General features: G+C 74.8%; 13 protein-coding genes and 1 tRNA gene. 4 read left to right on the forward strand and 10 right to left on the reverse strand.

Annotated elements, in window-relative coordinates:
• Positions 1 to 184: 184 nt before the first annotated feature.
• The gene (locus AB0C99_RS05160) at positions 185 to 901 is read left to right on the forward strand and encodes a hypothetical protein (RefSeq protein ID WP_362469460.1); all 717 of its coding nucleotides are present in this window, start codon (positions 185 to 187) and stop codon (positions 899 to 901) included.
• The gene (locus AB0C99_RS05165) at positions 902 to 2,524 is read left to right on the forward strand and encodes a tyrosine-type recombinase/integrase (protein ID WP_362469463.1); all 1,623 of its coding nucleotides are present in this window, start codon (positions 902 to 904) and stop codon (positions 2,522 to 2,524) included.
• Between the two features lie 40 nt (positions 2,525 to 2,564).
• Here AB0C99_RS05165 and AB0C99_RS05170 read toward each other — a convergent pair.
• The 4 genes from AB0C99_RS05170 to AB0C99_RS05185 form a co-directional block, all read right to left on the reverse strand.
• A tRNA-Thr gene (locus AB0C99_RS05170) sits at positions 2,565 to 2,641 on the reverse strand.
• Between the two features lie 84 nt (positions 2,642 to 2,725).
• Positions 2,726 to 4,252, reverse strand: a complete 1,527-nt coding sequence (locus AB0C99_RS05175; RefSeq protein WP_362469466.1) for an alpha/beta hydrolase — start codon at positions 4,250 to 4,252, stop codon at positions 2,726 to 2,728.
• Positions 4,253 to 4,322: 70 nt separating this feature from the next.
• Positions 4,323 to 5,525 (reverse strand): DNA polymerase III subunit delta', encoded by a 1,203-nt coding sequence (locus tag AB0C99_RS05180; RefSeq protein ID WP_362469470.1) that lies wholly within the window; start codon positions 5,523 to 5,525, stop codon positions 4,323 to 4,325.
• A 158-nt stretch (positions 5,526 to 5,683) separates the two neighbouring features.
• Entirely contained in the window at positions 5,684 to 5,872 is a 189-nt protein-coding gene (locus AB0C99_RS05185; RefSeq protein ID WP_362469473.1) for a hypothetical protein, read from the reverse strand.
• 152 nt (positions 5,873 to 6,024) lie between these two features.
• Between AB0C99_RS05185 and AB0C99_RS05190 the strand changes: the two genes are divergently transcribed.
• Positions 6,025 to 7,257, forward strand: coding sequence for a histidine kinase (locus AB0C99_RS05190; RefSeq protein ID WP_362469475.1), 1,233 nt, complete (start codon positions 6,025 to 6,027; stop codon positions 7,255 to 7,257).
• Entirely contained in the window at positions 7,245 to 7,886 is a 642-nt protein-coding gene (locus AB0C99_RS05195; protein ID WP_362469478.1) for a response regulator transcription factor, read from the forward strand. The genes AB0C99_RS05190 and AB0C99_RS05195 overlap by 13 nt, the downstream gene beginning before the upstream one ends.
• A gap of 235 nt (positions 7,887 to 8,121) precedes the next feature.
• Here the strand turns inward: AB0C99_RS05195 and AB0C99_RS05200 are convergent, their stop codons facing one another.
• The 6 genes from AB0C99_RS05200 to AB0C99_RS05225 form a co-directional block, all read right to left on the reverse strand.
• Positions 8,122 to 10,707: an FtsX-like permease family protein gene (locus AB0C99_RS05200; protein ID WP_362469481.1), complete on the reverse strand. Its 2,586-nt coding sequence runs from the start codon at positions 10,705 to 10,707 to the stop codon at positions 8,122 to 8,124.
• A complete protein-coding gene (locus AB0C99_RS05205) occupies positions 10,704 to 11,444 on the reverse strand; it encodes an ABC transporter ATP-binding protein (protein WP_362469483.1) in 741 nt (246 codons plus the stop codon). The genes AB0C99_RS05200 and AB0C99_RS05205 overlap by 4 nt, the downstream gene beginning before the upstream one ends.
• 95 nt (positions 11,445 to 11,539) lie before the next feature.
• Positions 11,540 to 14,995 (reverse strand): dTMP kinase, encoded by a 3,456-nt coding sequence (gene tmk / locus AB0C99_RS05210; protein ID WP_362469486.1) that lies wholly within the window; start codon positions 14,993 to 14,995, stop codon positions 11,540 to 11,542.
• Between the two features lie 104 nt (positions 14,996 to 15,099).
• Positions 15,100 to 17,997 (reverse strand): type I DNA topoisomerase, encoded by a 2,898-nt coding sequence (topA, locus tag AB0C99_RS05215; RefSeq protein ID WP_362469489.1) that lies wholly within the window; start codon positions 17,995 to 17,997, stop codon positions 15,100 to 15,102.
• 235 nt (positions 17,998 to 18,232) lie between these two features.
• Entirely contained in the window at positions 18,233 to 18,430 is a 198-nt protein-coding gene (locus AB0C99_RS05220) for a hypothetical protein (protein WP_351665885.1), read from the reverse strand.
• A gap of 354 nt (positions 18,431 to 18,784) precedes the next feature.
• Positions 18,785 to 20,317, reverse strand: coding sequence for a methyltransferase (locus AB0C99_RS05225; RefSeq protein WP_362469492.1), 1,533 nt, complete (start codon positions 20,315 to 20,317; stop codon positions 18,785 to 18,787).
• Between the last annotated feature and the right edge of the window lie 69 nt (positions 20,318 to 20,386).

Consider the following 20,386-nt stretch of genomic DNA (forward strand, 5'->3'; position numbering starts at 1 on the left):
TCCAGTGGGACGGCGACCGGAAGCGTCATCAGCTCGTCGTGTGTCATCCCCTGCTCTGTGGTGCTCATCTTCTGTCCCCTGTGACATCGGTGTGCACGCCGGCCCGTTGATGCCGAGTAGTGCCTAGATCAGCAACGTACGATCAAGAGTGGCGCTTTGCAACCAACAAAGCTAGCTTTGCAATATGCATAGTCATCAGACGGCCGGCGACGTCCTTGCCGCGCAGATCCGCCGGCATCGCGAGCGCCTCGGCATGAACCGCGAGCACCTCGCCGCCGAATGCGCCCGCCTCGGACGCCCCGACCTCACGTACTCCGTGATCGTCACCATCGAGACCGGCCGGTCCGGCGGCGAGGGCAGGAAACGCCGTCCGGTGACCGTCGACGAGCTGCTCGTGTTCGGCCTCGCCCTCGCCACGCCCCCGTTGCTCCTGCTGCTCCCCCTCGGGAGCGAGGCAGCAGTGCCCACCGTCCCGGCCGCCGACCCGCGCGACCCGTACACGGTGTGGCAGTGGATGACCGGCGAGGCGACGCCGACGCTCGACGGCCCGATCGGCGGGCGGTACGTCCCCGACACTCGACTGATCGCGGGAACGGGGCAGACATGGGCCGCAGCGTGGGCCACAGCGGCGTATCCGGCCTCGCTGTACCCCGAGTTCGAGCGACGCCTCGCAGCCGTTCACAGGGCGTACCTGCGCACCGAGGCCAACCAAGCGAAGGGAGGTGATGCCGACGCCGAAACCGACTATCTGCACCGTCTCGAAGAACTCGCACGCCACATCGACGACATGGTGCGCGCGGGGCTCAAGGTCCCCGCTCTACGACGCCACCTGATCGAGGACATGAGGGGGCTCGACATGCTCGACAACCCCGACTCAGTCACACCGGAGGAAAACGACTAGATGAACGGAACGATCACCAAGCGCTGCGGATGCCGTGATCCGCAGACCGGCAAGCAGCTCGGCACAGCGTGCAAGAAGCTGCCGCAGCGGACGCACGGCGTTTGGAGCCTGGTTCAGGAACTGCCGCCCCGCGAGGACGGCACCCGACGCCGCTTCCGCCGCAGCGGGTACAAGACCAAGGGCGACGCGCAGACCGACATCAACGCGCTTGCCTCGCTGCTCGACATCGCCGACAAGAAGTCCGACCCCGACGGACGCCGCCGCATCGCCGACTTGCTCGAAACGGTGTCGGCGAGCGGCGAGGACATCCCGAACTACGACGAGACGAAGCGCCGTTTCGCGACCGGACAGTCTCTGACTCAGCACATGACGGTCGCCGAGTGGCTCGACACGTGGCTCGCCGGTAAGAAGGCGCTCCGCAAGAGCGGCGAGACCCGGTACGAGGTCGACATCAGGTGCCACCTGAAACCGCGGATCGGGCACATCCGCCTCGACCGCCTCACGGTGCAGCACCTCGACGAGATGTTCGCCGGAATCGCCGAGACCAACGCCGACATTCACGACGCGAACATGCAGCGCCGCGCGGCGCTCGACGAGCTGAAAACGATCCCGTGGAAGGGGCGGGAGAACCGCGGCCGACGGAAGTTCCTCAAGGACGCCATCGACGCGATGCCCCCGTTCCGCCGTATCACCGGACCGTCGACTCAGAAGCACGTCCGCGACACTCTGCGCGCCGCGCTGAACACCGCCATCGCGCGCGGGGCGATCACCTTCAACCCCGCCTCGTACGTCGAACTCACACCGGCCAAGCGACCCAAGGCGATGGTGTGGACGCCCGAGCGGGTCGAGGCATGGGTGCGGACCGGCGAGCGTCCCTCGGCGGTCATGGTCTGGACGCCGGAACAGGCAGGGCAGTTCCTCGACTTCCTCGCCGAGTCGAAGCACCGACTGCTGCCGCTGTTCCACCTGATCACGTTCCGGGGTCTGCGGCGCGGCGAGGCGTGCGGCGTCCGGTGGGCCGACTACTCGGCAGAGAGTCGCTCAATGACCATTGCCACACAGCTCGTACAGGACGGATGGGAGGTCATAGAGAGCCTGCCCAAGACCGACAGCGGCGAGCGCGTGTTCTCGATCGACGAGTACACCGCCGAGGTGCTCGACGCGCACCGGACCAAGCAGGCCGCCGAGCGCTGCCAGTGGGGACCGGCGTGGATCGAGTCGGGCCGGATGTTCACCCAAGAGGATGGCGACCGGATTCACCCCGGGTGGCTGACCGATCAGTTCGAGCGGCTCGTCGACCTCTCCGGGCTGCCGCCGATCCGGCTGCACGACCTGCGGCACGTCGCCGCCTCGCTCATGCTCGCCGCCGGCGTCGACGTCAAGATCGTGTCCGAGACCCTCGGACACAGCGACAGCCGGATCACACGGGACATCTATCAGTCGGTCATGCCCAAGGCCGCCGCCGAGGCCGCCGAGGCGACCGCCGCCATGGTCCCGCGTGGCGCCGCCCGCCTGCCCCAGCAGAGGGCAGTCGAAGCGGCTCCCGAGCAAGATGGCCACACGACGGCCACACATGAGGGAGCGAAGATCATCGCGTTCCGCCCCCGCGTGGCCAGCGCATAAGAAAAAGCCCAGGTCACGGGCTGTGTGACCTGGGCTTCTCTGGAGCCGCCTTCGGGATTCGAACCCGAGACCTACGCATTACGAGTGCGTTGCTCTGGCCAACTGAGCTAAGGCGGCAAGCCGTGCTTCCCATGGTGGGTGCAGCAGCGTCGGCAAGTCTACACAGTTTCGCGGGGTGCTCCGACCAGGGGCTCGGCAGGGCTATGAGCAGCGCTTTCCGTCAGTCGGGGCGGTGCCTTCCAGGAGGTACGTATTGATCGCCGTGTCGATGCAGTCGCTGCCCCGGCCGTACGCGGTGTGGCCGTCGCCCTCGTAGGTGAGGAGGGTGCCCGAGGCGAGCTGGGAGGCCAGGGAGCGGGCCCACTTGTACGGGGTGGCCGGGTCGCGGGTGGTGCCGACGACCACGATCGGGGGTGCGCCGTCCGCCGTGATCCGGTGGGGGCGGCCCGTGGCGGGGGTCGGCCAGTACGTGCAGTTCAGGGCCGCCCAGGCCAGGCCGCGGCCGAAGACCGGGGACTCCTTCTCGAACGACGGCACCGCCCGCTCCGCCGCCTCCGGGCCCGCGAAGGCCGGCGGGAGGTCCAGGCAGTTCACGGCCGCGTTCGCGGACATCAGGTTCGCGTACGAGCCGTCCGCCTCCCGCTCGTAGTAGCTGTCGGCCAGCGTCAGCAGCGCCGAGCCCTCGCCGCCCATCGCCCGCGTCAGCGCCTCCCGCAGCTGCGGCCACGCCGCCTCGTCGTACATCGCGGCGATCACCCCCGTCGTCGCCAGCGACTCGCCCAGCTTCCGGCTCTCCCCCGTCGGCACCGGCTTCGCGTCCACCTCGCGGAAGAAGCCCCGCAGCGCCTCCGTCGCCGCCGGCACCGACTCCGTACCGAGCGGGCAGTCCGGCTTGCGCACGCAGTCCGCCGCGAACGCCTTGAACGCCGTCTCGAAGCCGCCCGTCTGGTCCCGGTTCAGCTCCTCGGCCGACAGCGACGGGTCCATCGCCCCGTCCAGCACCAGCCGCCCCGCCTTGTCCGGGAACAGCTCCGCGTACGTGGCGCCCAGGAACGTCCCGTACGACGCCCCCACGTAGTTCAGCCGCCGGTCGCCCAGCACCTCCCGCACCACGTCCATGTCCCGGGCCGCCGCCACCGTCGACACGTGCGGCAGCACCCGCCCCGAGCGCTTCTCGCACGCCGCCGCGAACTCCCGGAACGCCGCCTCCAGCGCCCGCTGCTCCCCCGCGTCGTCCGGCGTCTGGTCCACCTGCGTGTACGCGTCCATCCGCGGGCCCGTCAGGCACTCGACCGGCTCGCTGCGGGCCACGCCCCGCGGGTCGACGCCCACGATGTCGTACCGCGCCCGCACCTGCGCCGGGTAGCCGACACCCGCGTATCCCTGGAGGTAGCCGACCGCCGAACCCCCCGGGCCGCCCGGGTTGACCAGCAGCGAGCCGAGCCGCCTGCCCGGCCCCGTCGCCTTCACCCGGGACACCGCCAGCTTCACGTCGCCCGCCGCGGGCTTCGCGTAGTCGAGCGGGACCAGCACCGTGCCGCACTGGAAGCCCGGCGCCCCGCACGCCCGCCAGGTCACCTGCTGGCCGTAGTACTTCTGCAGGGCCGCCCTCGTACCGCCCGCGGAGGGCGGCGCGGCGGCGTCGCTGCCGCTCGTGCAGCCGGACAGGATCAGACCGGCGGCCGTGAGGGCCGAGGCCGAGATGCGGAGCAGGCGCCTGGAGTCCATTCCCGGAGCGTATCCGGACGGGTACGCTCCGTGTCCAATCCGGGGGCCGGTCGTACCGCCGCCGCCCGGCTCAGTCCCGCAGCGCCATCGTCATCGCCTCCACCGCCAGCAGCGGCGCCACGTTCCGGTCGAGGGCCTCGCGGCAGGCGAGCACCGCCTCGATCCGGCGCAGCGTGCGCTCCGGCGTCGTGTCGCGGGCGATCGTCTCCAGCGCGTCCCGCACGTCCTCGTTCGCCAGCGGGCTCGCCGCGCGCAGCTGCACCGCCAGCACATCGCGGTAGAAGCCGGTCAGGTCGGTGAGCGCCAGGTCCAGGCTGTCGCGCTGCGTCCTCGTCCGGCGCCGCTTCTGCCGGTCCTCCAGCTCCTTCATCGCGCCCGCCGTGCCCCGCGGCATCCGGCCGCCCTGCACCGCCCCGAGCGCCGCCTTCAGCTCCTCGGTCTCCTTGACGTCGACCTCTTCCGCGACCTGCTTCGCGTCCTCCGCCGCCGCGTCCACCAGCTCCTGGGCCGCCCGCAGGCCGCCGCCCACGTCGCCGACCCGCTGCGGCAGCTTCAGCACCACCGCCCGGCGCGCCCGCGCCCGCTCGTCCGTCGCCAGCCGCCGGGCCCGGTCGATGTGCCCCTGGGTCGCCCGCGCCGCCGCCTGCGCCACCTGCGGCTCGATGCCGTCGCGCCGCACCAGCAGATCGGCGACCGCCGCCACCGACGGCGTCGTCAGCGACAGGTGCCGGCAGCGGGAGCGGATCGTCGGCAGCACGTCCTCCAGCGAGGGCGCGCACAGCATCCAGACCGTCCGCGGCGCGGGCTCCTCCACCGCCTTCAGCAGCACGTTCGCCGCGCCCTCCGTCAGGCGGTCCGCGTCCTCCAGGACGATGACCTGCCAGCGCCGCCCGGCCGGCGAGAGCTGGGCGCGCCGCACCAGCTCACGGGTGTCCTTCACGCCGATCGAGAGCAGGTCCGTGCGGACCACCTCGACGTCCGCGTGGGTGCCGATCAGGGCCGTGTGGCAGCCGTCGCAGAAGCCGCAGCCCGGCGCCCCGCCCAGCGCCCGGTCCGGGCTCACGCACTGCAGCGCCGCCGCGAACGCCCGCGCCGCCGTGTCCCGCCCGGCCCCCGGGGGGCCCGTGAACAGCCAGGCGTGCGTCATCTTCGACGCCTCGGGAACGGGCTCACCGGCGGCCTGGGCGGTCACGAACGCGTCGGCGTCCCGCGCGGCGGCGGCGAGCTGCTCCTCCACTCGCGCCTGTCCGACCAGGTCGTCCCATACGGCCATGCCCGCAGCCCTCCTCGGCCCTCCTCGCGTACCCGTCCCATTGTGGGGCACGGCACCGACAGCCGGGTCTGCCGTCCGGTCCGGTCTCCTCCGGTCCGGCGCCCAGTCCAGTCCAGTCCGGTCCAGTCCAGCCCGGTCCAGTCCAGCCCGGTCCGCCGTCAGGCACCCCCGGACCGGGCGTCCCGCGCGGGCCGCGTCAGCCACAGGCCGACACCCGCGCCGATCGCGACGACGCCCGACGAGGCGCTGCCGATCAGATGGTCGACGCCGTGGTAGCCGGAGAAGCTGGTGACGTAGACGTTGACGGCGAGAGCGGCGACGAGCAGCAGCCACAGTACGGGCCTCATGACGACCTCCAGAGGAGAGCAGGGGTACGCGGCGGGTGCCGCATACACAGATCCTCGCCGCTCCGCGCCGCTCGCACAGCCGTGCGCTCCCCCGGACCGATGGTGTAGCCCGCTCCACCGTCCCGCCCCGGCCCGTCGCCTAGCCTGAACCCATGCGCGAGTCGATCAGGAGTGCGGCGACGGCGACGCTCCACCTGCTGCTCGGAGCCGTCGTCTCGCTGCTCTGCTATCTCATGGTCGGCGTCGTCCTCTTCACCGCCGTGCTCTCCCTCACCGTCATCGGCGCCGGCGTGCTGCCGGAGAGCGTCCTGCTGCTGCGCCGGCTCGCCGACTGGGAGCGCCGCCTCACCGCCGCCCGTTCCGGGGCGCCGGTCCCGGAGGCGTACCTGCCGCTCGAAGGCCCGCTGCCCGAGCGCGTACGCACCGCCGTCGCCGACCCCTCCACCCTCGCCGACCTCCTCTGGATGGCGGCGAAGCTGCTGTACGGCATGGTCCTGCTGTACGCGGTGATGGTGCTGTGGGCGCCGGCCCTGCTCGTCGACGGGGCGTGGACCGGGCTGCTCGGCCGCCGCCCGGTGCTGCTGCCGCTGATCGACCGGCTCGCCGATCTGTCGGCCGCCTGGTCGCGGACCCTGCTGACACCCGGCCCCGCCGCCGCCCGGGACGCCGTGCTGGCCGCCCGCGTCGAGCAGCTGACCGCGACCCGCGCGGGCGCGGTCGCCGCGCACGGCGCCGAGCTCCGCCGCATCGAACGCGACCTGCACGACGGCGCGCAGGCCCGGCTCGTCGCCCTGTCCATGCGGATCGGGCTCGCGCGCCGGGCGTACGCCGCCGACCCGGAGGCGGCGCTCCGGCTGCTCGACGACGCCCAGGACCAGGCCGAGCAGGCGCTCGCCGAGCTGCGGCACGTCGTACGGGGCATCCACCCGCCGATCCTCACCGACCGGGGCCTGACCGGAGCCGTCCGGGCCCTGGCGGCCGGCAGCGGCCTGGAGGTGACGGTGACCGCCGACACGCTGGAGCCCGCGCACCCGGGCCCGGACGCCATGGGTGCCCCCGACGCCCCGGACACCCCGAGTGCCGTGGTGGCCCGCGCCCCCGCCGCCGTCGAGGCCGCCGCCTACTTCGCCGTCGCCGAGGCCCTCACCAACGCCGCCAAGCACAGCGGCGCCACCCGCGCCTCCGTCCTGCTCGCCCGTACCCCCACCGGCCTGCGCGCCGCCGTGCGGGACGAGGGGCGGGGCGGGGCCGAGGCGGCGGAGGGGGCCGGCTCGGGGCTGCTCGGGCTGCGCCGCCGGGTCGCCGCGCTCGACGGGACCGTACGCCTGACCAGCCCCGTCGGGGGCCCGACCGTGATCGAAGTGGAGCTGCCGTGCGTGTGGTGATCGCCGAGGACAACGCCCTCCTGAGAGAGGGGATCGTCCTGCTGCTGACCTCGGCGGGGCACGAGGTGGCGGGGGTGGCGGCGACCGGCCCCGAGATCCTCCCGCTGCTCCTGGAGCACCGGCCCGACGTGGCCGTCCTGGACGTCCGGCTGCCGCCCGGCTTCCGCGACGAGGGGCTGCGCGCCGCGCTCGCCGCCCGCGCCGAACTCCCCGGCCTGCCGGTCCTCGTGCTCTCCCAGTACGTGGAGGAGACCTACGCCGCCGAGCTCCTCGGCGGCGGCGCCCGGGGTGTCGGCTACCTGCTGAAGGACCGGGTGGGCCGGGTGGACGAGTTCCTGGACGCCCTGGACCGGGTCGCCGCGGGCGGCACCGCGCTCGACCCCGAGGTGGTCACCGAGCTGATGGCCCGCCGCCGCGACGACCCGCTGGACTCGCTGACGCCGCGCGAGCGCGAGTGCCTGGAGCTGATGGCGCAGGGCCTCGACAACGCGACGATCGCCCGCTCGATGACGGTCACCGAGCGGGCGGTCCACAAGCACGTCGGCAACGTCTTCGCGAAGCTGGACCTGCCCCCGAGCGACAGCGGCCACCGCCGGGTGCTCGCGGTGCTGGCCTATCTCAACGCGTGAGTCGGCGCTTGGGCTGGCGCCTGGGTAGACGCCTGAGCCGAGTGCTGGCCTACCTCTACGCCTGGGCTGACGCCTGAGCCGAGTGCCGGCCTACCTCTACGCCTGAGCCGGCGCCTGAGCCGAAGCATGAGCCGCCCGCCGGACCTCCCGGCGGGCGGCCTGGCGGGCGGCCTGGCGGATCTCCCGGCAGGCGGCTCGGCGGGCGACCGGCAGCCGACCCACCGGCCCCCGCCCGTCACGCCCCCTTGCCCCCCTCGGCCGTCCCCAGCCCCCCGAGCCACACCGTCCCCGCGTACGTCGTCACGAGCACCGTCCCCGCGATCAGCCCCGCCTGCCACGGCGGCAGGTACGGGAGGCCGCCGGTCAGCGCCCAGGCGAACGCGGCCAGCGGCAGCGCGGCGACGACGGTACCCAGCAGGAGACCGGTCACGGCGAGGAAGAGCGCCTCCAGCCGCAGCATCGCGCGCAGCCCGCGGCGGGCGGCGCCGACCCGCTGGAGGAGCCGCAGTTCGTCCCGGCGGCCCGCGCCGACGAGGGCGAGGGTGCTCAGTACGCAGAGCACGGTGAGCGCGCCGACCGCGGCGACGACGACCGCCGACACCAGGCTCCCCGCCGCCGCCCCGTCCGCGACGACCCGCTCGGGCTCAGGACCGGCCAAGGCCCCGGGGACGGCGGCCCCGCCAGGCCCCGCAACGAGCACCCGCGCGGGGCGCGGATCGCCCATGTGCGCGGCCAGTTCGGGGGCGGGCAGCAGGAACTCGCCGAGCGCGAGGGACCGTTCGTACACCGCGACCACGGTGAGCCGCCGCCGCGCCCCGTCGTCGAACCACAGCTCAACCGTCGAACCGGGCCCCACCTCAAGGGAGTCGGCCCGGTCCGCGCCGACCGCGACCGTGCCGGGGCGGGCGAGCCCCGCGAGGTCCCCGGCGACGGTGCCCGGGTCGAGCGCCCCGGGCAGGCCGGCCGCGTCCACGCCCAGCACCGGCAGCCGGTCGAGCCGGGGCTCGCCCGCCTCGGTGCGGGCCAGGACGACGCTGGACCGCAGCACGTCGGTCGCCGCCGTCACCCCGGGAAGCCCCCGCACCTCGGCGGCGGTGATCCCGGCGCGGCCGGTGACCCCCTCGGCACCGGAGCCGGCACCGGAGCTGGCACCGGCACCGGGCCCCGCCACCCCGAAGTCCGCCGTCATCGCCGCCCGCGCCTGGTGCTCCGCCGCGCGCTCCGCCGTGGCGCCCGCCGCGAGCTGGACGGTCGCGAAGGCCGTGACCAGGACGGCCGGGACCAGCGCGGCGCCGAGCCGTCGCGAGTGCGCCGTCGCCCCCGCCGCGGCGAGCCGCCCCGGCACCCCGCCGAAGCGCTTCAGCGGCGGCCCCGCCACCCGCATGGCCGCCGCCGCGATCCACGGCCCGAGCAGCGCGCAGCCCGCCACGAGCGTCACCGTCGCCGCGCCCGCCGCGGCCCCGGCGGCCTCGCCGGACTGGAGGGTCGCGGTCCCGGAGGCTCCCGCGCCGACCGCCAGCAGGGCGATGCCGAAGCCCCGCCGCACCCCGCCGCCGGACGCCCGGCCCCGGCGCGCCAGGGCGCACGCGACCACACCGCGGGCGAGCCCCAGGGTCAGGGCGGCGGTCACCAGCACGGCGCCGAACAGCCAGCTCGGGAGGGGGAGTTCGAGCGTTCCCGGCAGCAGTCCGCGCGCTTCCAGCGCCGCCCGGAGCGCCAGGGCCGCCGGTACGGCGCCGAGCGCGCCGAGCACCGCCGCCGCGCCCGCGACCCGGCTCACCTCGCGCCCGGCGGCGGCCCGCACCTGCCGGGGCGAGGCGCCGACCGCGTACAGCAACTCCCGTTCCCCCGCCCGCTGGTGGAGGGCCTGCGCGACGAGCGAGGTGAGGACGAGGGCGGCGACCAGGAGGACCGTCCCGGCCACGGCGGCGAGGAGCTGGAGCAGCCCGTTCCGCGCGGGCAGGGCCCGCAGGTCCTCGACGCCGCCCCTGCCGTCCCCGGTGAAGGCCCGCAGCTCCCGCAGCCCGCCCGCGTCGAGGGCCTCCCGCACCCGCGCGTGGAGGGTGTCGACGGGCACGCCGGGCGCGGCCAGCACGCCGAGCGCGTCGTGGCGGCCGGGGTGCCCGGCGAGCCGTCGCGCCTCGGCGGCGCCGAAGTACAGCGCGGTGGAGGGCCCGTCGGCGAGCCCGACGACCCGGTACCCAGCCAGCTCCTGCCCGACGCGCGCGCCGGAGCCGCCCCCGGCGACCACCTCGCCCGCCGCCCCGGGCGCCCGCCCGGCGGTGAGCCCGTACCCCCCGAGCCGGGCCGCGTCCCACGACCGCCCGGAGTACTCCCGTACGGCCGGGGCGGCCTCCGCACGTACGGGACGGGGGCCCTGGGCATCCCGTACGACAGGCGCACCCTCCGCACGTACCGGACGGGAGTCCCGTGAGTCCCGTGAGTGCTGTGAGTCCCGTGAGTCCCCGCCATCCCGTACGGGAAACCCGTCGTCCGGCACCACCTCCCGCACCCCCGCCACGCCCCGCAGCAGCTCCGCCGCCTTCGCCGGGACGCCGACCCGCTCGGTCAGCGGGGCCGTGGCGGTGGTCGGCTCGCCGCCCCAGGGGCGGGACGTGTGCCGGACGCGCTGGTCGCCCGCGACCACCACGTCCGCCGCCGCGTACCGCTCCACGCGCGCGTGCCCGAGCCCCAGCGAGCCGGCGGTCACGGCGAGGGCGCCGAGCAGCAGCGAGACGAGCGCGACCGCCGCGAACACCGCCGCCCACTCCCGCCGGTGGACCCGCAGCGCCCGCGTGGCCAGCAGCCGTGCCGCGCTCATCGCGCCACCGCCGGGGCCGGGCGGCGGGCGGCGCCGGACCAGAACATCGCACGGACCCGTTCGGCGTCGGGCCGCTCCAGGGCACCGGTGATCCGGCCCCGGTGCAGGAAGACCGCCTCGTCCGCCCAGGCCGCGGCGGCCGGGTCGTGGGTGACCAGGACGACCGTGCGGCCGTGCTCGTCGACGGCGCGGCGCAGCAGGTTCAGGACCTCGGCGGCGGTGACGGGGTCGAGCGCGGCGGTCGGCTCGTCGGCGAAGACCACCTCGGGTTCGGTGACCAGCGCGCGGGCGACCGCGACCCGCTGCCGCTGCCCGCCGGAGAGCTTCCCGGGCCGGTCGCCCGCCCGGTCGGCCAGCCCCACGGCGGCCAGCCCCGCCAGCGCCCGGCCGTCGTCGCGGGCCCCGGCGAGGAGCAGCGGGAGGGCGACGTTCTCGCGCACGTCGAGCGAGGAGACGAGGTTGAGCGACTGGAAGACGAACCCGATCCGGTCGCGCCGCAGCCGGGTCAGCGCGGCGGGCTTCAGCCGGCCGAGGTCGGTGTCCCCGATCCGTACCGTGCCGGACGTCGGGCGCTCCAGGCCGGCCGCGCAGCGCAGCAGCGTGGACTTGCCGGAGCCCGAGGCGCCCATGACCGCGAGGAAGCGGCCGCGCGGAACGGTGAGGCTCACCGAGTCGAGCGCGGTGAGCCCGCCGTCGTGGACCCGGCTCACCGCGTCGAGGGAAAGTGCTGTGGTCATACCGACCACGCTAGAAAAGTGCAGGTCAGGGCGGTATGGGGCAGGCTGGCCGGTCGGGGGTGGAGCCCGCTCCACCCCCGACCGGGCCGGGCGTGTCAGCGGCGGCCCCGGCCGCCGTTCCCGCCGCGGCGCTCCCCGCCGCGCTCGTCATCATGCGGCCCGAGGAGCTCGTCCGCGAGGGTCGGGAGGTCGTCGAGGGGGGTCTCCTCGGCCCAGTCGGAGCGGCGCTTGGGCCGCCCGTTCTCGTCGAGCTGGGGCAGCTCGCGGGTGCGGTCCTCGGAGCCCGCCGCGTCGGCGTCCCGGAAGAAGTCCTGCGGCACCCGGTCGGCCGGAGCGGCGTCCCGTACGGTCGGCAGCACGGCCGTCCGCTCGTTCTCGTTCTCGCTCTCGCTCTCCGCGGGCGCGCCGCCCTTGGCCGAGCGGGGGTCCCGGGTGTCCCGGACGCGGGGCAGGACCGCCGTCTCGTCGTCGAGGCGGACGATCGGGGTGGGGACTGTGACCTCGTTCGGGGAGACGGCCGGCTCGCGGTCGGCCGGGGTCACGACGGGCGTGACGACGGTGACCTCGTGGTCCGGGGTCCCTGCCGAGGCTCCGGCCGAGGTCCCGGCCGACGCACGACCGCCGGGCGCGGCGCCGGGCTTCACGATCGGCGTCTCGACGGTGACCTCGTTCGCCGACTCCTCGACGCTCTTCCGCGTACGGGCACCGGCACCGGCCCCAGCCGCCCCGGCCTTGGCGCCGGCCTTGGCACCGGCCACCGCCCCACTCGCACTCGCGGTCGCGCTCGCGGCCCGGCCCCCGGACTCCGCCGCCGCCCGCTGCTGCTTCTTCTCCTCCGCGGCGCGCGCCGCGGCCCGCTCCTCCTCGGCCTTCACCTGCGCCGCCGCGGCGGCGGCCTTCCGCTGGACCTCGGCCGCCAGCGCGGCGGCCGCGGCCTCCTCCGCGGCGGACTGGCGCGCGGCCTCCTCGGCCGCCTTGCGGGCGGCCTCCTCCGCGGCCTTCGCGGCGGCGGCCTCCGCCAGCCTGCGGGCCTCCTCCGCGCGGACCAGGGCCTCCTCGGCCTTGCGCTGCTTCTCCAGGCGCCGCTCCTCGGCCTCGGCGCGCAGCCGGGCCTCCTCCTCGGCCTGCTTGCGGCGCCGCTCCTCCTCCGCGAGGCGGGCCTTCTCCTCGGCCTCGCGCCGCTTGCGCTCCTCCTCGGCCGCGACCCGGGCCTCCTCGGCGCGCCGGCGGGCCTCCTCGGCCTGGCGCTCGGCCTCCAGGCGGCGGGCCTCTTCCTCCTCGGCCTTGCGGCGGGCCTCCTCCTCGGCGCGCAGCTTGGCGAGCTGCTCCTGGCGCTCGCGCTCCAGGCGCTCCTCCTCGGCCTTGCGGGCGGCCTCCTCCTCCGCGCGGCGGCGGGCGTCCTCCTCGGCCTTGCGGCGGGCCTCCTCCTGGGCCTTCACCTCGGCCTCGGAGAGCGGCAGGACCCGGTCGAGCCGGTGGCGTACGGCGGTGGTGACGGCCTCCGGCTCCTGGCCGGCGTCGACGACGAGGTAGCGGCCGGGGTCGGCGGCGGCGAGGGCCAGGAACCCGGCGCGCACGCGCGCGTGGAACTCCGGCGGCTCGGACTCCAGCCGGTCGGGCGCCTCGGTGAACCGCTCGCGGGCGGTCTCGGGCGACACGTCGAGGAGCACGGTGAGGTGCGGGACGAGGCCGTCGGTGGCCCAGCGGCTGATGCGGGCGATCTCGGTCGGCGAGAGGTCGCGGCCGGCGCCCTGGTAGGCGACGGAGGAGTCGATGTACCGGTCGGTGATGACGACGGCGCCGCGCTCCAGGGCGGGCTTGACCAGGGAGTCGACGTGTTCGGCGCGGTCGGCCGCGTACAGCAGCGCCTCGGCGCGGTTGGACAGGCCCGCGCTGGAGACGTCGAGCAGGATCGAGCGGAGCCGCTTGCCGATGGGGGTGGCGCCGGGCTCGCGGGTGACGACGACCTCGTGGCCCTTGGCCCTGATCCACTCGGCGAGCGCCTCGACCTGGGTGGACTTGCCGGCGCCGTCGCCGCCCTCCAGGGCGATGAAGAAGCCGGTCGGGCAGGGCGCCTGGGCCGGGTCGGCGCCGCGCAGGGCGTCGCCGAGGTCGCGGCGCAGCGGGACACCGGCGCGGTCGTCGGTCTTGGCGAGGACGAGCGCGGCGACGGGCAGCAGCAGCGCGCCGACGAGCATCAGGGTGAAGGCGGCGCCGCCGTGGGCGAAGACGAAGGAGCCGGCGGCGAGCCGGTGCGGCCCGATGGCGGCGGCGAGCAGCGGGGCGGCGAGGGCGCCCGCGCCGATCGCGGCGCGGGACACGGCCTGGAGGTGCTCGGTGACGCGGGGCGCGCGGGCCTCCTCGGTCTCCTGGTCGACGAGGCTGTGCCCGGTGCGGGCGGCGACCCCGGCGGCGTAACCGGCGAGGGCGGCCAGCGCGAGCACGGTGGCCGTGTCGGGGACCAGGCCCATGGCGAGCAGGGCGACGCCGGTGACGGCGACGGCGAGGGAGAGCAGGCGGCGCCGGGAGAGCGCGGTGAGGACCGAACCGGCGGTGCGGATGCCGAGGGCGGTGCCGCCGCTGAGCGCGAGGATCAGCAGCGCGTACGTGACGGGCCCGCCGCCCAGGTCGTAGGCGTGCAGGACGGCGACGGCCGCGGCGGCGGCGATGGCTCCGGCGACGGTGCCGCAGGCGAGGACGAAGAGCGGGAGGGCGCCGGTGCGGCCCTTCTCCGCGGGCAGCCGCAGGCCCTCCAGGGGCGAGCGGGGGCGCGGGGTCCGGCCGCCGGGCAGCGTGAGCGGGACCAGGACGGAGAGGGAGGCGGCGAAGAGCCCGGCGGCGACGTAGGAGCCGAGGGCGGCCTGGTGCTGCGAGAACCAGTCGATGCCGCTGCCGAGCAGGTTGCCGATCAGCGTGGCGAGCAGCAGGACCCCGGCGGCGGCGGGCACGGCGAGGAAGCCGGTGCGCAGGCTGAGGGTGCGCAGCGCGCCCAGGTGGTCCGGGAGCGGGCGCACGGCGGCGCCCTCGATCGGCGGGGCGGGCAGCAGCGCGGGGGCGGCGCCGTCCTTGGCGATGGTCCAGAGGCGTTCGGCCGCACCGGTGACGAAGACGGTGCCGAGCAGGAACCAGAGCGCCTTGTCGGAGGTCCAGTCGATCCACAGCGGCGCGACGACGAGCAGCGCGAGCCGCAGCCCGTCGGCGCCGATCATGGTCCAGCGGCGGTCGAGCGGGCCGTCGGGCGCGGTCAGCTTGGTGAGCGGGCCGAGCAGGACGGCGCCGAAGAGGACGGCGGCGAGGATCCGCGTACCGATGACGGCGGCGACGGCGAAGGCCGCGCCCCGGTAACCCCCGCCGAGGGCGCCCGCGGCCACGGCGGCCTGGAGCCCGAGCAGGAGGAGCACGAGGGCGGCGAGCGCGTCGCCGGTGCCGCCGATGGCCTGGGCGCTCCAGAGCCGCCGCAGCGGCTGGTGGCGCAGCAGGGAGCGGACGGCGCGCTCCCGGGAATCGGCGACGAGTGCGGCGGTGGTGTCTGGCTGCTCTGCTCGCGTCATCCGTCCACCCTATCCGGACGGCCTCGCTGCCCGCGGCCTCCGCCCGAACAAACAGACGGGGAGGCGGGGGCCGCGGCCCCCGCCTCCCCTCGGTGTCGGGAGTGTCACTCCTGCTCGGCGGCGGCCGCCTTCTTCGCGGCGGCCGTCGTCTTCTTCGCGGCGGTCTTCGTCGCCGTGGTCTTGGCCGCCGTGGTCTTGGCCGCCGTGGTCTTCTTGGCGGCCGTCTTCTTCGCGGCGGCGGTCTTGGTCGCGGCCGTCTTGGTCGCGGCGGTCTTCGCGGCCGTCTTCTTCGCCGGGGCCTTCTTGGCGGGCGCCTTCTTGGCCGCCTTCTTCGCCGGGCCCTTGGCCCGCTTCTCGGCGAGCAACTCGTAGCCGCGCTCGGGCGTGATCGTCTCGACGCTGTCGTCGGTGCGCAGGGTCGCGTTGGTCTCGCCGTCGGTCACGTACGGGCCGAAGCGGCCGTCCTTGACGACCACGGGCTTCTCGCTGACGGGGTCGGTGCCGAGCTCCTTCAGCGGGGGCTTGGCGGCGGCGCGGCCACGCTGCTTGGGCTGGGCGTAGATCGCCAGCGCCTCCTCCAGCGTGATCGTGAACAGCTGCTCCTCGTCGGTGAGCGACCGCGAGTCCGTGCCCTTCTTGAGGTACGGGCCGTAGCGGCCGTTCTGCGCCGTGATCTCGACACCTTCGGCGTCGGCGCCGACGACGCGGGGCAGCGACATCAGCTTGAGCGCCTCGTCGAGGGTCACCGTGTCGATGGACATCGACTTGAAGAGGGAGGCGGTGCGCGGCTTGACCGCGTTCTTGCCGGTCTTCGGGGTGTTCTCGGGGAGGATCTCGGTGACGTACGGGCCGTAGCGGCCGTCCTTGGCGACGATCTGGTTGCCGCTGACGGGGTCGGCGCCCAGCTCGAAGTCGCCGCTCGGCTTGGCGAGCAGCTCCTCCGCGTAGGCGACGGTCAGCTCGTCGGGCGCGAGGTCCTCGGGGACGTCGGCGCGCTGGTGGCCCTCCTGGTCCTTCTCGCCGCGCTCCACGTAGGGGCCGTAGCGGCCGACGCGCAGCACGATGCCGTCGCCGACGGGGAAGGAGGAGATCTCGCGGGCGTCGATGGCGCCGAGGTCGGTGACGAGCTCCTTGAGCCCGCCGAGGTGGTCGCCGTCGCCGTTGCCCGCGTCGGCCGCGCCGCCCGCGCCCTCGGTGCCGGAGCCGCCCTCGCCGAAGTAGAAACGCTTCAGCCACGGCACCGCCTGGGCCTCGCCGCGCGCGATGCGGTCGAGGTCGTCCTCCATCTTGGCGGTGAAGTCGTAGTCGACGAGCCGCCCGAAGTGCTTCTCCAGGAGGTTGACGACGGCGAAGGAGAGGAACGACGGCACGAGCGCCGTCCCCTTCTTGAAGACGTAGCCGCGGTCGAGGATGGTGCCGATGATCGAGGCGTACGTCGAGGGGCGGCCGATCTCGCGCTCTTCGAGCTCCTTGACCAGGCTGGCCTCGGTGTAGCGGGCCGGCGGCTTGGTCGCGTGGCCGTCGACGGTGATCTCCTCGGCGGCCAGCGCGTCGCCCTCGGCGACCTGCGGCAGGCGCCGCTCGCGGTCGTCGAGCTCGGCGTTCGGGTCGTCGGCGCCTTCGACGTACGCTTTCATGAAGCCGTGGAAGGTGATCGTCTTGCCGGAGGCGGAGAACTCGACGTCGCGGCCGTCGGCGGCGGCGCCGGCGATCTTCACGGTGACGGAGTTGCCGGTGGCGTCCTTCATCTGGGAGGCGACGGTCCGCTTCCAGATGAGCTCGTAGAGGCGGAACTGGTCGCCGGTCAGGCCGGTCTCCGCCGGGGTGCGGAAACGATCACCCGAAGGACGAATCGCCTCGTGCGCCTCCTGGGCGTTCTTGACCTTGCCCGCGTAGACGCGCGGCTTCTCCGGCAGGTAGTCGGCGCCGTAGAGCTGCGTGACCTGGGCGCGGGCCGCGCCCACGGCCGTGTCGGACAGGATCGTGGAGTCCGTACGCATGTAGGTGATGAAGCCGTTCTCGTACAGCTTCTGCGCCACCTGCATGGTCGCCTTCGCGCCGAAGCCCAGCTTCCGGCTCGCCTCCTGCTGGAGGGTCGTGGTGCGGAAGGGGGCGTACGGGGAGCGGCGGTACGGCTTCGACTCGACCGAGCGGACGGCGAAGCGGGTGTCGGCGAGGGAGGCGGCGAGCGCGCGGGCCTTCTCCTCGTCGAGGTGGAGCACGTTCTCGCTCTTCAGGCGCCCGTCGGCACCGAAGTCGCGGCCCTGCGCGACGCGCTTGCCCTCGACCGTCGCGAGCCGCGCGACCAGGGACGACGGGTCGGAGGGGTCACCGGCGCGGCCGGTGGAGAAGGTGCCGGTGAGGTCCCAGTACTCGGCGGAGCGGAAGGCGATCCGCTCGCGCTCGCGCTCGACCACGAGCCGGGTCGCGACGGACTGCACGCGGCCCGCGGACAGGCCGCGCATGACCTTCTTCCACAGGACCGGCGAGACCTCGTAGCCGTAGAGGCGGTCGAGGATGCGGCGGGTCTCCTGGGCGTCGACCATGCGCTTGTTCAGCTCGCGCGGGTTGGCGACGGCCTGCTGGATCGCGTCCTTGGTGATCTCGTGGAAGACCATCCGGTGGACCGGGACCTTGGGCTTCAGGACTTCCTGGAGGTGCCACGCGATGGCCTCGCCCTCGCGGTCCTCATCGGTGGCGAGGAACAGCTCGTCGGACTCGGCCAGCAGCTCCTTGAGCTTCCTGACCTGGGCCTTCTTGTCGGCGTTGACGACATAGATGGGCTGGAAGTCATGGTCGACGTCGACACCGAGGCGGCGCACCTCGCCGGTGTACTTCTCGGGCACCTCGGCGGCGCCGCTCGGGAGGTCGCGGATGTGCCCGACGCTCGCCTCGACGACGTAGCCGGGGCCGAGGTACCCCTTGATCGTCTTCGCCTTGGCAGGCGACTCGACGATGACGAGTCGACGGCCGCCCTGTGCGGTCTCGCTGGTCGGGGACAACTTGGCTCTTCTCTCCGGTCGACGCTCTCCGGCACGCACTGCGTACGTACGGTGCTGGCTCGCACGGCGGTGGCACTCGGGTGACACTGCCGTCGCTGCGGAGTGTGACGGTACAACCCGCCCCCGTGTCAAACGGCGAAAGCCCGCAACGGCCACTCGAACGGTAACCCGACTCCTGCCCTTCCTGCCGCCCGGACTGCCGGACCGGCGGGGCGAGGCTCTCGCCGGGGCGCCCTCACGGACGTCCGAAGCACCAGATCCCGAGGAGGAGGAAGGCGGCGCCGGAGAGGCCCGCCAGGACGGCGGCGGGCCTCGGCGCGACGCCGAGCGCGACGGGCTCGCCCTGCGCCACCCGGACCCCCGTCCACACCAGCAGTGCGGCCCCGAACAGCGTGAACGCCCCTCCCGCGAAGATCGCCGGCCCGCTCTCCATGCCCGTACCCCGTTCCGCTCGCGTGCCGTCTCCGGCTCCCTGGAGCGAGGCTGGCACCCCCCGGCGTCAGCGGAGCGAATTCGCGGTGAACGCCACGGACCCGCCCGGACGGTTTCACGAGGATGGCCGGTACTCCCCGGTACACCCGACCTTCTTCGTCACGTCCTCAGGCGGACCGGACGGGCGGAGGGACGGGCGGAGCGGAGGGACGGACGGGGCAAAGGGACCGGACGGAGCGGCCGGACCCGGCGGACCGGGCAGACCGACGGACCGGACGGGCAGCCCCCGGCCCCGGCCCTCGGCTCCGGCCCCCGGCCCGCGCCCGCCAGCCCCGGCCCTTGCCCCCCCGCCCGCTCAGACCACCGGCAGCAGGAAGCCCTCCTCGACCAGGAGCCGGATGGCCTGCGGGGTGCGGTCGCGGAGCAGCACCGGGTCCTCGCCGGTGAGCTGCCCGATGGCGTCGAGGATCCGCCCGGCGCTGAGCGTGCCGTCGCAGACCCCGGCGAACCCGGCCGCCACGTGATCGACCCGGGTGGCCCGCCGCATCCCGCGGTTCTGCCGCAGCAGCACGTGCTCCGGGTCCTCGGCGCCGGGCAGCCCGACCTGCTCCTGGACCACCTCGGGCGCGAGGGTGAACCGGTCGGCCAGCAGGCCCGCGTCGTCCCGGCCGCGCAGATAGTCCTGGCGCTCGAAGTGGGCCCGCACGGTGTCGCCGAGGGGCTGCTCGACGGGGTGCGGCCACTCCTCGACGACGATCGAGGGCTCGGCGTCGCCGGAGGCCACGGCCGCGCTCTTGCGCAGGGTGATCCAGCCGAAGCCGATCCCCTTGGTCTTCCGCGCCTCGAACTCGTCGAGCCACCGCCCGTACGCCTCCCGGTACGCGTCCGGGTCGCCGCGGTGGTCGCCGCTGTCGCGCAGCCAGAGCTCGGTGTACTGGGTGACGTCCTGGACCTCGCGCTGCACGATCCAGGCGTCGCAGCCGCGCGGCACCCAGGAGCGCAGCCGGTCCTGCCACTCCTCGCCCTCGACGTGCTGCCAGTTGGCGAGGAACTGCGCGTATCCGCCGTCGTTGAGCCGCTCCCCCGCCTCCCGCACGAGGGTGCGGCACAGGTCGTCGCCGCCCATGCCGCCGTCCCGGTAGGTGAGCCCGGCGCCCGGGGAGATCACGAACGGCGGGTTGGAGACGACGAGGTCGTACGTGTCGCCGTCGACGGGCTCGAAGAGCGAGCCGGCCAGCAGCTCGGCGCCGCGGGCCCCGGACAGGGCGAGGGTGAGGCGGGTGAAGTCGAGGGCGCGCGGGTTGAGGTCGGTGGCCGTGACCAGGGTGGCGTGCTGCGCGGCGTGCAGCGCCTGGATGCCGGAGCCGGTGCCGAGGTCGAGCGCGGTGGCGACGGGCGTCCGGACGGTGATCCCGGCGAGGGTGGTGGAGGCCCCGCCGACACCGAGGACGACCCCCTCGTCCTTCTTGCCGATGCCCCCGGCCCCGCCGACCGCGCAGCCCAGGTCGGAGACGATGAACCAGTCCTCGCCGTCGGGTCCGCCGTACGGCCGGACGTCGACGCTCGCGCGCACGGAGCCGTCCTCCCGGACGACCCAGCCGTCGGCGAGCGCCTCTTCCAGCGGGAGCGCGGCGGCGGCGCGCTCGGGCGCGACGGCGTGCTGGAGCAGGAAGAGCCGGACGAGGGTCTCCAGCGGGGAGTCCCCGCGGGTCGCCCGGAGGGCCGGGACCGTCTCGCTGCGGGCGAGCGCGGCGTATGCCTGGGCGCCGAGCAGGTCGAGCAGACCGTCGGCGGTGAAGTCGGCGGCGAGCAGCGCCTCACGCAGTCGGGCGGCGTGCGTGGGCACCGGGAGGCTGGAGGTCGTGCTGGTCGTACTCACGTGCCCCATTGTGACGGGCACCACCGACAACGGCCGCCACCGACAGCCGCGTACGCGCCACGTACGAGCCAAGGCGGC

Origin of the sequence: Streptomyces sp. NPDC048659, from assembly GCF_040650575.1 — a bacterium.
In the GTDB taxonomy this organism is placed as follows: domain Bacteria; phylum Actinomycetota; class Actinomycetes; order Streptomycetales; family Streptomycetaceae; genus Streptomyces.

Bases quoted from the DNA above. Each gene is read 5' to 3' on its own strand.
- AB0C99_RS05200 (WP_362469481.1), bottom strand. From the start codon at position 10,707: ATGAGCGCGGCACGGCTGCTGGCCACGCGGGCGCTGCGGGTCCACCGG.
- AB0C99_RS05180 (WP_362469470.1), bottom strand. From the start codon at position 5,525: ATGGCCGTATGGGACGACCTGGTCGGACAGGCGCGAGTGGAGGAGCAG.
- AB0C99_RS05205 (WP_362469483.1), bottom strand. From the start codon at position 11,444: ATGACCACAGCACTTTCCCTCGACGCGGTGAGCCGGGTCCACGACGGC.
- AB0C99_RS05175 (WP_362469466.1), bottom strand. From the start codon at position 4,252: ATGGACTCCAGGCGCCTGCTCCGCATCTCGGCCTCGGCCCTCACGGCC.
- AB0C99_RS05165 (WP_362469463.1), top strand. From the start codon at position 902: ATGAACGGAACGATCACCAAGCGCTGCGGATGCCGTGATCCGCAGACC.
- AB0C99_RS05160 (WP_362469460.1), top strand. From the start codon at position 185: ATGCATAGTCATCAGACGGCCGGCGACGTCCTTGCCGCGCAGATCCGC.
- tmk (WP_362469486.1), bottom strand. From the start codon at position 14,995: ATGACGCGAGCAGAGCAGCCAGACACCACCGCCGCACTCGTCGCCGAT.
- AB0C99_RS05190 (WP_362469475.1), top strand. From the start codon at position 6,025: ATGCGCGAGTCGATCAGGAGTGCGGCGACGGCGACGCTCCACCTGCTG.
- AB0C99_RS05185 (WP_362469473.1), bottom strand. From the start codon at position 5,872: ATGAGGCCCGTACTGTGGCTGCTGCTCGTCGCCGCTCTCGCCGTCAAC.
- AB0C99_RS05220 (WP_351665885.1), bottom strand. From the start codon at position 18,430: ATGGAGAGCGGGCCGGCGATCTTCGCGGGAGGGGCGTTCACGCTGTTC.
- AB0C99_RS05225 (WP_362469492.1), bottom strand. From the start codon at position 20,317: ATGGGGCACGTGAGTACGACCAGCACGACCTCCAGCCTCCCGGTGCCC.